Raw genomic sequence first — 12733 nt, 5'->3', positions numbered from 1 at the left:
TCGCTTCCCCCGGTGGAGCCTCGAAATAGCGGAGAGGCCAGTGACCCCTCGCGGCCTCTCCGCGCCTTTTCCTCTATACAATCGTCATCTGTCGAATGACCCGGTTTCGATAAAGTGCTGCACCTGACGTAGAACGACGGGAGCGCCTGGCATGTAGCTATGGATGACCGGCAGCACAAGGTGGTCTGTCATGCCCTGCCATTGGGTACGCCCGACAGCCACCCGGCCATCGTGTGCGCCCCGGATAAACACCATGCCGGACAGATAGGGCCAGCCAATGGTGCCGGCGATAACGCCCAGCGCATAATCGGGCCAGAGCCCCTCAAGAAGGTCGGAACTCGTGGTCAGTTCCAGACCCGCAGGTCCATAAAACCAACGATAGGGTGAAAAACCTGACAGAGCATCAGCCACTTCGCTCCCGCGTAAAGGTGGCCCGAGCATAACGACGCGGCCCACTTCAACAGGGATGCGCTTGCGCAGTCTGCCGAGCAGGCAGGCAGCCACGAGTCCGCCCATCGAGTGCGTGACGAAATGAAGCCGGTGACACCCGCTGAAAATACCTTCCGCATCGAGCGCATCGGCAACGTAATTTGCGAGACCGGCGATATCGAGACGACGCCACGGATAGGCCAGGTTGAGCGTCTGAAAGCCTGCCTTTTGAAGCCGTTTTTCAAGGCCGCGGAGGCTACGCGGCGTCCGGCCCGTGCCATGCAGCAGGACGACACTATCCCCAACCCGCTTCATGCTGCGCCCCATTCTCACCTGTCAGAGATAGTCGATATATTGCGCTCAAATTCAACTGGCAAATTGTGATCACAATATGTACTCTCCCTGCAGTTCAGCCGGAGATGTCTCATGACCCACAATGCCGATCTCACCGCCCGCCGTTCTGCCGCTGTTGCACGCGGCATCGGTCATGCCACCACCCTCTTCGCCAGCCGCGCTGAAAACGCCGAACTGTGGGACGCCGACGGTAACCGCTTCATCGATTTCGCCGGCGGCATCGCCGTGCTCAATACCGGCCACCGTCACCCCAAAGTGCAGGCCGCCGCCCTGAAGCAGATGGACGCCTTCACCCACACCGCCTTCCAGGTCGTGCCCTATGAGGTCTACATCGCCCTGGCCGAAAAGATCAACGCCCTGGCGCCGATAGAAGGTCCGGCCAAGTGCGCCTTCTTCACGACCGGCGGCGAGGCGGTCGAAAACGCCGTCAAGATCGCCCGCTGCTACACGAAGCGCGATGGCGTCATCGCCTTCACCGGCGGCTTCCACGGCCGCACCGCCCTGACTTCGGCCTTGACCGGCAAGGTGGTACCTTACAAGAAAGACCTCGGTCCGCAGCAACCTGGCGTCTACCACCTCCCCTTCCCGGTCGAAGCCAGCGGCATCGACACCGAAGACACGCTGAAAATGCTCGACTATCTCTTCAAGGCCGATATCGCGCCGGACGCGGTGGCCGCCATCATCATCGAGCCCGTGCAGGGCGAAGGCGGCTTCCTGATCACGCCGCCGGAACTGATGCGTGCTTTACGCAAAAAGTGCGACGAGCACGGCATCCTGCTGATCGCCGACGAGGTCCAGACCGGCTTCGGTCGCACCGGCAAGCTGTTCGCCATGGAAAATTACGACGTGAAGCCCGACCTGATGACCATGGCGAAGTCACTGGCCGGTGGTTATCCGCTTTCCGGCGTGGTCGGCCGCGCCGAGGTGATGGATGCGCCGCAGGTTGGCGGCCTTGGCGGCACCTATGGCGGTAATCCGGTAGCCTGCGCCGCGGCTTTGGCCGTGCTGGAGGTGATCGAAGAAGAAAAGCTGCTCGACGCCGCTAACCGCCAGGGCGCCAGGCTGAAAGCCCGGCTCGAAGCCCTGGCCGGGCGTAACGACATCGTGCCAATCACCGCCATTCGCGGTTTAGGCGCCATGATCGCCTTCGATATCGTGACCGAGCGCGGCAGTCATACGCCGGACGCTGTGGCCACCAAGGCGGTGACGACGAAAGCCCAGGCGCATGGCCTGATCCTTCTGTCGTGCGGCGTCTATGGCAATACCATCCGCATACTGGCGCCACTCACGGCTTCGGAGGCGATCATGGACGAGGGCATCGCCATGCTGGAAAAAGCTCTGACCCTGTGAGCTTGCATTTCGCACCGGCGGCTCTAAAAATGGATTCATGACCCAGCGCCTGCCCCCTCTTTCCCTTAACCGCAACGCCCGTATCGAGGTAAGGCGGATCGGCGAGGAACAACAGCCGGTCTTTGTGGTCGATGAGGCGTTCAATGGCTGCGAGGACCTGGTCGAGTTCGCGGCACGATCCGCTTTCGTGCCGCCCACCACCGGATCTTACTATCCCGGCCTCAATGCCCACCTCCCGGCCAATTATCTGCCGACCCTGCTCCCGGCGCTGGAACGCCCGCTGACCGAAATTTTCGACGCCCTCCCGGGACGGCTGGGGCGGTCCTACGGCTTCTTCGGCCTTACCAACCTGTCGCCTGGGCAGATGGTAGTGCGCCAGAGCCTGCCGCATACCGATTCCGCCAATGCCAGAAGCTTCGCAAGCGTGCATTTTCTCAGCGCAAGCTTCGGCGGAACAGCCTTTTATCGCCATAAGGCGACCGGTTTTGAAGTGGTCTCAAATGTCCGCGCCAACGCATTCAAGACTGTGCGCACACGTGAAATCGAAAGTCTCGACGGGCAGCCGCGCGAAACCCTGAGCCATCTTTACGAAGAGATCGCCCACATCGAACCTGTGTTTAACCGGCTGATCCTGTATCGCGCCACCCAGCTCCACGCTATGCGTCTCGAAAATGCCGATGCCCTCAGCATAGACCCGAAATACGGGCGCTTGACGGCCAATACCTTCCTGAACACGTAAGGCCGCTTTAGCCTCCGACGCGCGCCTCATCACGCTGCTTCAGGGCAGCCGAAGCACAGGTCTTGCGAATAAAATCCTCGTGCATCGGCAAGGTCTTGACGCGATCAACCACTGCCGTGCGCCAGCGCCCCAGCCGCAGCCTGATATCGTCATCATCCAGCGTATCGGCGGCGGGATGATAGTCTGCCGGTACCAGGCCCTGACCTGTCAGGACGGCGTACCAGCTCACTTCGCGGAACAGTTCGCGCTCATTGCTCAGAGTCTGGCCGGTGGAACGGAACACATCGAGCCGCTCACGTAAGGAATCGGGCACCTCCATGTTACGCACATAGTTCCAGAACGGCGTATCATCGCGTTCGGTCACCTTGTAGTGAGCAATAATGAAATCCTTGACGTTGTCATAATCGAACAACATCTGGCGATTATATTCTTCGACAATGCGCGGGTTGAATCCCTGACGCGGGAACAGGGCCAGAAACTTGAAGAGGCCGGCCTGCACAAGGTGAAACTCGTCGATTCGAGCGGCTCCAGAAAGCCACTGGCCAGCCCCAGAGCCACGACATTCCTGTCCCAGAAGCGCTTGCGATGGCCCGTGACGAAGCGCAGAATTTTCGGGTCGGCCATAGGCTTGCCATCCAGCCGCGACAACAGCTTTTCCGAGGCCTCATCTTCGCTGATAAAGCTGTTGCAGAAGACATAGCCATTACCTGTGCGGTGTTGCAGGGGGATACGCCACTGCCAGCCCGCCTCACGCGCGGTCGCGCGCGTGTAGGGAATCAGATCGTCACCGCGTTCGCAGGGCACGGCGGCCGCGCGATTGACGGGCAGCCATTGGCTCCAGTCGGTATAGCCGCACTTGAGCGTTTCCTCGATCAACAGGCCGCGGAACCCCGAGCAGTCGATGAACAGGTCGCCGGCAATCTGACTGCCATTCTCCAGTTCGACAGCCGTAACATAGCCCGTCTCCGAATGCTGGTGCACCTTGACAATCTTGCCTTCGCGCCGTGTTACGCCGCGCGCTTCGGAATATTTGCGCAGGAAACGCGCGTAAAGCGCCGCGTCGAACTGAAACGCATAATTGAGGTCCGGCTTGCCGTTCTCTGGCTTGACGCGTCCGAACCGTCCCTGAAGCGCGGCTTCGGTCTCGGCATTATAGCGGCTGAGATCGATGACGCCGCCGCCACGCCGGTAATAGTCGCGCAGGTAATAGTTGGGGAACGTAAAGCCATCGATATCGACGCCAAAATAGCCGAAAGGGTGGAAATAGCTGACGCCTTCCTTCTGCCAGGCAACGAATTGGATGCCGAGCTTGAAGGTGGCGTTGGTCTCGCGGATGAATTCATCCTCGTCGATATTGAGAAAGCGATTATAGCGGATAATAGCCGGAATGGTCGCCTCGCCGACACCGACGGTTCCAATTTCCTCGGATTCCACCAGGGTAATGTCATAGCCCTGCGTACCCAGCGCCTTGGCGAAACACGCCGCCGACATCCAGCCGGCTGTGCCGCCGCCAACAATGACAATTTTCCTGACCTTGGACTCCACGCACATCTCCCGATGATACACTTTTATTATATCGCTTTTCAGCCTTGCGCCGACATGGCCGCGATGGGTGACAGACCCAGATGCTGCTCCATAGGCCCCATCTTTTCGACACTGTGGCGGATAAAGCCAAGCATCTGCTGGAAGCGTCGGATCACCTCACCTTCGTTCACCTGGTCCACCAGGGGATCGTAGGTTTTGGGTATCAGACCATGGCCGATCAGCATGGCGATCCACTCAGGATCTTCAAAGGTTTCGTCATCATAGGCGATGAGCATACCGCGCGCCTCGAACACATCCAGCTTATACTGTAGCTTGTCCGGCAGGATCATGGCGCGGCTATGATCCCACATCGGCTGGTCGAACCTCTGGTTCAGCTTGTAGCGGCAGATCTGGAAATCGCGAATACGTTCAAAGGCCGCGGTGACATTGCGATTATATTCATCGCGTTCCAGCGTCATGTCACTGTCAATCGGGAACAGAGAGATAAGGTGCGACATCCCCACCAGATTGGCATGCAAGCGAACATTGTCGATAGGATCGAAAACGACAGCCGCCTCCCCGACGGCCAGACAGTTGCCTGCCCAAAACTGCGTGCGACAGCCCGCGCTATAAGGGGTCACCACCGCATCGCCATGCAGTTTCAAGGCTGATACAATTCCTGCCGTGTCAAAAGCTTCCTGTTCGCCCATATCGACGCTGGCATAAACCTGCTGTACCGCCGTGCGATCGCGTAGCGGATAGAGCCCCAGCCAGCCGGAACGGAAGGCCGATGCCTGACTGAAAGAGGGTAATGGCGCAAGCGGCGGCGCATAGGTCGTCAGGATGCGGTCACACGCGAACCACTGGCTCCAGGACTCGAGCCCAACCCCCATGGCCTGGCCGAGCAAAAGACTTTCTGCGCCGGAGGCATCAATAAAGAAATCGCCTTCCACCACTTGACCATCATTAAGCAACAAGCCGGTGATATCGCCATTCTCCGCGCGCAAGGCTTCTGCCAGCCGGCCCGTGCGATGAATGACACCCCGTTGCAAGGCGACCTGTTTCAGAATCTGGCAATAACCAACGGCGCCAAGATGGTAGGCATAATCGTTGTTGGAAAAGCTGTCCGTCTCTTCATTGGGCACGAAAAAGCGTCCGTGTTTCGCCGCCGCGACCGACAAGGAGAAATCGTCAAATTCAGCCTTAAGTCCGTTCGCCCGCGCCTTTAGCCAATAGTGATGGAACTGCACGCGCTCGAACTTGGCGCCATAGGTGCTGTAGGCGTGGAAGAAAGGCGGACGTGTCTTGGCCCAGTTGGAAAAACGCTGACCCAGGCTGAACGTGGCCTGTGACGCGCGCATGAGAGCGTCTTCCTTCAGCCCCATGAGGCTGTGAAAAGCTTCCTGAGCGCGCAGGGTGGGATAGACATCGCCGGCGCGCAGAAGCGACGGCAGCTCAATAGCCGTGATCTCGATATCCGCTTTGGAAAAGGCCCGTTCCAGCGTGTTGACCGCAAGCCATAGCGACTCATCGCGGCCGAGCACCACAACCTTACGCACTCGCTTTGGCTCAGCCATGCGCCGTCTCCCCCATCATCGCAGCTTTGGAAGCGGCTTTTGCATCAAAGCAAAAATCGCGGACGAAATCGGCGTGCGATGGCATGGCCGCGACATTTACGTCAATGCGCCCTTTCATCTCGCTCAATCTGGCCAAAAGCTCATCCGCACTCAAATTATCCGCCTGACGATCATACCCCGCCGGGGTTATGCCCTGTCCGGTATAGACGGCGATCCAGCTTGCCGGCGAGAACAGCCCGTCCTTGTAGCGATGCACATGGCCACGCCGCTTGAAAATGGCCATCTTCTCGACCAGAGACTCCGGCACCTGCATAGACTGGGTGTGCCGCCATAAGGGCTCGACGCGGCCCGCCGTGGCATGATAGTGCAGGATCAGGAAATCCCTCACCCTTTCATATTCGATATCGACCAGGCGGTTGAATTCACCGGATATTTTGGGATCAATCTGCTTGCCGGGAAATAGCTCGATCAGATAGGAAGCGGCGATCTGAGCCAGATAGATGCTGGTCGATTCCAGGGGTTCAAGGAAACCACTGGCCAGGCCAATAGCGATACAGTTCTTGTACCAGGACTGCTGGCGCCGTCCGGATTGAAACGTGATGAGACGTGGGTCGGCCAACGGTTTGCCATCGAGATTGGCCAGAAGAACCTCAGCCGCCCGTTCTTCGGTGGTGAACTGGCTGGAAAAGACGTAGCCGTTACCCGTGCGGTGCTGCAAGGGTATGCGCCACTGCCAGCCGGCTTCACGCGCTGTCGCGCGTGTGAAGGGCGTCAGGTCGCCGACGCGTTCGCACGGCACGGCCAGAGCGCGATCACATGGCAACCATTGCGTCCAGTCTTCCCAGCCCATTTTCAGTGTCTGGCTGATCAAAAGGCCGCGGAAACCGGAGCAGTCGATAAACAGATCTCCCTCGACCACTTCGCCGGACTTCAGTGTAAGCGCCCTGACATATCCGCTCTCCGCATCGAGCGTCACATCAACAACCTGACCTTCAGTACGCTTGAGACCTTGGCCTTCGGACCACTTGCGCAGAAATTTGGCATAGAGCGTGGCATCGAAATGGTAGGCGTAAGAATAGGTCGAACGGATCGACTTTTCATCGTCGGACGGCATGTCGAACTTCATGTTGCGACAGGCCGCGATCGGATAAGAATAGTCCTCGATATTCAGATCATGGCCATTTTGGCGCGCGCGCAGCCAGTACTGGAAGAAGGGCACGCCCCCCATCGCCTGACCATGTACGCCGAACGGGTGGATATAGCTGTCGCCGCGTTGCGCCCAGTCGCGGAACTCAATGCCGAGCTTAAAGGTCGCTTTGGTTTCACGCATAAATTCAGCCTCGTCTATACCGAGGAACTGATTGAAATCATGTACTTGTGGAAGAGTGGCTTCACCGACCCCGACAATCCCGATGTCATCGGATTCGATCAGCCGGACAGAACAGAACTCAGGCTTGAAGGCACGGGTCAGGGCCGCAGCGCTCATCCAGCCGGCGGTGCCGCCGCCCAGAATGACGATTTTCATCGCAGGACTGCTCATAGGGAATCTTTCGGATTTGGGTCACAATAGCCTGACGGAGATGATCACACAGATGACCTTCATTCAAGCCAGACATTTTGCCTCACATACGCGCCTCAGGCATTGACTACGAGACGAGAAGTGCAAGCGAGATAAAAAAGGCGCGCCGTCCTGTCGGGCAGCGCGCCTTTCCTATGTCGTAAGAGAACGCTCTTAGTACTTCAAGCGGATAGACGCTTGCAGACGGCGATCGTTCTTGAACCAGGACGAATTGAGGAAGCGGGCTTCACGATCCGGGAAGGCGAGAGTCGGGCCATCGATCTGCTGTTGCAGACGGGTTTCAGTATTGAGCAGATTGCTGCCTTCAACCGAAAGCTCGATGTGTTCATTGATCCGATAAGCAACGCGGGCATCAAGATAACCTGCGTCCTTCTGCCAGACCGGGAAGGTCGTACAACAGTCCTGAGCCGTAACCATGAAGCGCGAACGCCAGTTATAAGCAAAGCGTGCCGACCAGGCACCCTTTTCGTACATGCCGACGATGTTATACGAGTTGTCCGACAGACCTTCCAGAGGCATACCCTGGAAAGCGTTCGCTGAGCGATTGATACCGCCGGTGTTGGGATCAGACCCACCGGACGGGTCAGCCGTTTCACGAGCCACGCCGGCGCTTGCGATGCCGGAATTGACCAGATGGGTATAGTTGGCCTGAACACCGAAACCATCCCAAGGCGAGGGCAGGAAGTCAAAGAAGCCTTGGTAAGCGACTTCAAAGCCCTTGATAGAAGCGCCATCACCATTCATCGGCCCACTCATGAGCACTTCACGGGTCACGCCACCGTTGGTGTAGTTACGATAGTAGGAGCCCTGCTGGATATAGTCATGGAACTTCTTATAGAAGCCGTTGAACGTCAGCGAGCCGGTGCTGGAGAAGTAGTTCTCGATCGTGAAGTCAAACTGATCGGCCGTGACCGGCTTGAGGTACGGATTTTGCGCCGAACCGGTATAGGTCATAACCGCCTTGGTTGGCACGCCACCGGTGCATTCCAGCGCCTTACCACACACAACTTCAATCTGCTGCGGAGATACAAAATTGACCGAAGAATAGGCTTTCAGATTGCCGATATCCGGACGCGACATGGCACGCGACGCTGCAAAGCGCAGGAACCACTTATCCGTCAGACCCAAGCGCACGTTGAAGCTGGGAAGCCAGTTTTTGTGCGTAATATCCGATGTTACCTTGGCTGCAGAAGATGTCAGGAAAGCGCGATCTTCAGCCGAGATAAAGTACTTATAGTTATACGCGATCGCGGGTTGGCCCGTTACTGGATCAATAATCGGCTGATTTGTTAAAGGATCCAATACAGGCGATGTTGGCGTAGTTTCATAGTTAACCGAGGTCGGGTAGTTAACACCACCGGTGCTGATGTTCTGTGTCTGAACATAGCGAACACCGATATTACCCGTAACCGTAATACCGTTGAAGATGGTTGCATCAGGACCACCGAACTTCAACTGAACATAAGCGGCGCTGGTCTTTTCCTGAACTTCGGAAAGCTCGGCCGGCATAAAGCAGCCATCCTCGCCGGGCCGATAACAGACCGGCACCCACTCATTCGTAACCTCACCGTTGTCCCTTATCGGCTTATAGCTTTGATTACCGAACTTGGCAGCGAAGCCTTCACGGTCCTTGATCAGATCCAAGCGGTAGAAAATAGCCGTCGGCGCATTAGTGACGCCGCCGCCGTAGAAATTATCCGGCAGGGTGACCGATTCATACGAATCAGCCGGGAAAGCGGAGCCCGTAATGTAGAAGTTATCCCGATCGTAGGTTTGCCAATCGCGGATGCTGACTTTCCAGTTATAGGTCGACCAACGGACGGTTTGCTGACGGTCAGCAAAACGCACGCCGGCTTTAAGGGTATTCAGCCAAGGCGAATCGAAGCTGTAAGCCGCGTCAATACGAGCAGCATCCATTTTACCTTCGGAATCGGTAACGTGGTCCATGATATAGGCCGCCTGATAATTGGCGGGGTTGCTGATGTTGCCTGGCAGATCATTGAAGCTGCTGGGGTCAGAAACCGTAAAGACCGGATGATCGCCCGTCAGGTCATAATTGACATTGGCAAAGGTCTTCATGGAACCATCAATGTCATAGTTCGTTTGGATGGCTTCGACATGCTGGATGTCGAAGTTAAGCTTCAAGCGATCGGTTGGGTCCCACTTGAAATTAAGGGCCAGATCCTTGGTATCGTTGACGCTATCACTGTAACGCGCCGTGGTGCTATAGCGCGTCCCGCGTGTGCCGCCCGGAGCACCATTAGCTGAATTAACAGGATTTTCGCCACAGGTCCAGGAATAGCAAGTAAGCGGATTGCCTGCGCTAGGCGCGCCCGTATTGGCAGGATAGGTCGACATCCATGTATCGATGTTCGTGACCAATGTGCCGGTTTGCAAGCCACCATCAGCATTGAAGGTACATGTTGAACCCGGTGCGCATACGTTCACGACGCGATCAAGTATACCATCGCTGTTGGAGTTTTCCATACCCGTGCTGGCCCAGGTAAGCTCTTTAGCATAAGAGTCCACGCCGGAAGATGCCGACAGCACGTGCTCTACCATCTGCTCGCGCTTCTTCGATTGCTGATATTGCAGCGTAAGCAACATGGTATGTCCGTTATTCTGCCATTGACCGGCGATAGCAACGCCATCACGGACGCGATCGTATTCGTTGTTACGAATAGCCGCACTGCCCGGCACATACTTCTTATCCGGGTTCGTCCACAATTCAGCAGGCTTAGCGTTGATCACTTCATCTCGATCGGCGCCGAAGGCTGGACTAACAATGGCGGCATAACGACCGAACTGAATACCTTGCGACGCGGTGATAACTTGCGAATGGGCACCGTTGACCATCAGGCCAAATTCGCCCAGGTCCGTTTCCCAACGATCAGCGTAGATGCCGGAGAACGCGCCGGAACCCTTTTCGGTGATATCACCCCAGGTGTATTCAGCGGTGCCGGCCAGGACACGACCCTTTTGGTCGAACGGCAGACGTGTACGCAGATTGATCGTGCCGGCGATGCCGCCTTCGATCAGTTCGGCGGTCTGGTTCTTGTAAACATCGACACCGCCCATCAGTTCCGGCGAAACGTCGGACCAGCTCAGACCACGCGACGAGTTGGCGGTGAAGATGTCACGACCGTTGAATTCCGAACGCACCTGCTGCAGACCCCGGACGACAACGCCCGAAGGTTCGGCCGAAAAGTGAGCGGTATCACCCGTAGCCGCAAAGCGATTGACGGTGATACCCGCAACGCGCTGAAGCGCCTCAGCCACCGACTTGTCGGGGAAAGAACCAATGTCATTGGCCGTAATCGAATCGACGACCGTGTCGGCATCCTTCTTGATTTGCTGAGCGTTTTTTAGCGAACGGCGAACACCGACAACGACAACTTCCTGAGCGCCAGCCGCCGCGTCATCCGATGGGGCAGCCTCCTGCGCAGAGGCTGGCGTCAATAAGGTGGCTGCGAGCGCGGTAAGCGCAACAACAGACACGCCAGCCTTCAGCAAAGCAAGCCCCGAGCGGGCTTTGCCATTTGTAGATTTCATAATGTCTTCTCCCTGATCGTCCCCTGCCGCAGACCCGAGATTCTGCCGCAAGAAACCGTTTTTTACTAAAAACACTAATCAGGATTATTAAGCGCCCCTGGCAATAACAGGCATTTCCGAGTGGCATTCCGCACGCTTGATTTATGCCAGATCGACATTTTGACTCATGAGTCAAATACGGTCAAATCTGTGGCGTGTCTTGAATTTTCGGAGATAACCTAGTGACGCTTCTCAACCCGATTAATTATTTCGTTTTTCATTGTTATACAAAGTTGACATCTATTTCTACGCAAATATGACGTTTCCGCCACAATCACCACCAATAATGGCACGAATGCCACACCCACGACACAGTTTATCGAATGTGACATCAGTTTGCTTCCAACCATTTTTTTAGAATGCAACTTTATGGTTGTGATTGATATTTTTACGCGCCCGCGCCAAACCGCCTAGCCAAACGAGGCCGCATTAAAAGGCACGCTTGCCTTCAACTCTTGCCTATTACCTTGTCAAGGCTACAGCCATGACGTACCTCAAGAACAATGTGTTGCCCTCAATACAAGGGTTGCGCCACCTCTTGAGATCACTGCCATGTCACACGCGCCTACAGATCTGTCACTTCCGGCTGTCGACACAATCGCAGGAATAACTCCTGAAGCCTTTGCGCGCGATATCCTGCCTTCCGCCCGCCCCGTCCTCATCAAAGGCTTAGTAACGGCATGGCCGGCTGTAGCTGTGGGTTACGAAGGCCCAGCCGCCATGGCCGACTATCTGAAAGCCATGGACACTGGCCGGCCCACTACCGTTTTGGAGTCGTACAACACCAGTCAGGGCCGCTTCACCTACGGTCCGGATATGAGCGATTTCAATTTCAATAAGCGCCTGAAGTCTATTTCCGCTGGGCTGGATCAGTTGCTCAATGTGCTGGAACACCCCAACCCACCCTATATCTATATCCAGTCCACGGTTATTCAGGACTATCTGCCCGCCTTTCTGAAAGAGAATATCAGCCCGCTGTTGCCGCCGGCCATCCAGCCGCGCATCTGGATTAGCAACGGCACAGCGGCCCAGACGCATAATGACAATGACCACAATATTGCCTGCGTGGTCGCCGGGCGACGCCGCTTCACGCTCTTTCCGCCAGAGCAATTGCCCAATCTCTATATCGGGCCGATGGATCACACGCCTTCGGGCCGCGCCATATCGCTTGTGGATCTGGCGAATCCGGATTTCGACAGATTTCCGAAATTTCGCGAAGCCCTGGCCACCGCTCAGGTTGCGGATATGGAACCGGGCGACGCTCTTTATATTCCGAAATACTGGTGGCACCAGGTAAAATCGCTGACACCCTTCAATGTGCTGGTGAATTACTGGTGGGGCAACAGCGCCAACACGGTGGAAAACCCCATGTCGGCTTTTCTCAATGGTCTGCTGTCGCTCAAAAATCTGCCCTCCAGCGACAAGGCCTACTGGAAGGCGATGTTCGATCATTACATCTTCCAGACCGATGGCGATCCGATGGCGCATATCCCATCCGCCTATCAGGGCGGGCTCGGCCGCCAGACCCCAAGACACCGCGCTGAAATCTTCGCCGCGCTGAAAACCCTGATAGAGGGTCGCGGCTAAACA

General features: G+C 56.6%; 7 protein-coding genes and 1 pseudogene. 3 read left to right on the top strand and 5 right to left on the bottom strand.

All coding sequences use genetic code 11. From position 1 onward, the window contains the following. Positions 1–84 precede the first annotated feature (84 nt). Positions 85–744: an alpha/beta fold hydrolase gene (locus tag ABQ278_RS02690; protein WP_349321085.1), complete on the bottom strand. Its 660-nt coding sequence runs from the start codon at positions 742–744 to the stop codon at positions 85–87. 111 nt (positions 745–855) lie between these two features. On the opposite strand from ABQ278_RS02690, the gene gabT reads away from it, so the two are divergent. After that, a complete protein-coding gene (gene gabT / locus ABQ278_RS02685; protein WP_349321084.1) occupies positions 856–2133 on the top strand; it encodes a 4-aminobutyrate--2-oxoglutarate transaminase in 1278 nt (425 codons plus the stop codon). Between the two features lie 37 nt (positions 2134–2170). Continuing rightward, positions 2171–2872, top strand: a complete 702-nt coding sequence (locus tag ABQ278_RS02680) for a DUF6445 family protein (protein ID WP_349321083.1) — start codon at positions 2171–2173, stop codon at positions 2870–2872. A 7-nt stretch (positions 2873–2879) separates the two neighbouring features. Here the strand turns inward: ABQ278_RS02680 and ABQ278_RS02675 are convergent. The 4 genes and pseudogenes from ABQ278_RS02675 to ABQ278_RS02660 form a co-directional block, all read right to left on the bottom strand. After that, a pseudogene (locus tag ABQ278_RS02675) lies at positions 2880–4423 on the bottom strand (tryptophan halogenase family protein). A gap of 32 nt (positions 4424–4455) precedes the next feature. Then, on the bottom strand, positions 4456–5973 hold the full coding sequence (locus ABQ278_RS02670) for a tryptophan halogenase family protein (RefSeq protein ID WP_349321082.1): 1518 nt from the start codon (positions 5971–5973) through the stop codon (positions 4456–4458). After that, on the bottom strand, positions 5966–7513 hold the full coding sequence (locus tag ABQ278_RS02665) for a tryptophan halogenase family protein (RefSeq protein ID WP_349321081.1): 1548 nt from the start codon (positions 7511–7513) through the stop codon (positions 5966–5968). The genes ABQ278_RS02670 and ABQ278_RS02665 overlap by 8 nt, the downstream gene beginning before the upstream one ends. A 192-nt stretch (positions 7514–7705) precedes the next feature. Beyond that, positions 7706–11104, bottom strand: coding sequence for a TonB-dependent receptor (locus tag ABQ278_RS02660; RefSeq protein WP_349321080.1), 3399 nt, complete (start codon positions 11102–11104; stop codon positions 7706–7708). A 591-nt stretch (positions 11105–11695) separates the two neighbouring features. On the opposite strand from ABQ278_RS02660, the gene ABQ278_RS02655 reads away from it, so the two are divergent. Next, on the top strand, positions 11696–12730 hold the full coding sequence (locus ABQ278_RS02655) for a cupin-like domain-containing protein (RefSeq protein WP_349321079.1): 1035 nt from the start codon (positions 11696–11698) through the stop codon (positions 12728–12730). Positions 12731–12733: the final 3 nt, after the last annotated feature.

It is taken from the genome of Asticcacaulis sp. MM231, assembly GCF_964186625.1.
Lineage (GTDB): Bacteria > Pseudomonadota > Alphaproteobacteria > Caulobacterales > Caulobacteraceae > Asticcacaulis.
Note: the sequence above shows the minus strand (reverse complement) of the source record. Positions and strands in the feature narration are given on the sequence as shown.

Excerpts from the sequence above, each read along its gene's own strand:
- ABQ278_RS02690 (WP_349321085.1), bottom strand. The coding sequence starts at position 744 with ATGAAGCGGGTTGGGGATAGTGTCGTCCTGCTGCATGGCACGGGCCGG.
- gabT (WP_349321084.1), top strand. The coding sequence starts at position 856 with ATGACCCACAATGCCGATCTCACCGCCCGCCGTTCTGCCGCTGTTGCA.
- ABQ278_RS02680 (WP_349321083.1), top strand. The coding sequence starts at position 2,171 with ATGACCCAGCGCCTGCCCCCTCTTTCCCTTAACCGCAACGCCCGTATC.
- ABQ278_RS02670 (WP_349321082.1), bottom strand. The coding sequence starts at position 5,973 with ATGGCTGAGCCAAAGCGAGTGCGTAAGGTTGTGGTGCTCGGCCGCGAT.
- ABQ278_RS02665 (WP_349321081.1), bottom strand. The coding sequence starts at position 7,513 with ATGAGCAGTCCTGCGATGAAAATCGTCATTCTGGGCGGCGGCACCGCC.
- ABQ278_RS02660 (WP_349321080.1), bottom strand. The coding sequence starts at position 11,104 with ATGAAATCTACAAATGGCAAAGCCCGCTCGGGGCTTGCTTTGCTGAAG.
- ABQ278_RS02655 (WP_349321079.1), top strand. The coding sequence starts at position 11,696 with ATGTCACACGCGCCTACAGATCTGTCACTTCCGGCTGTCGACACAATC.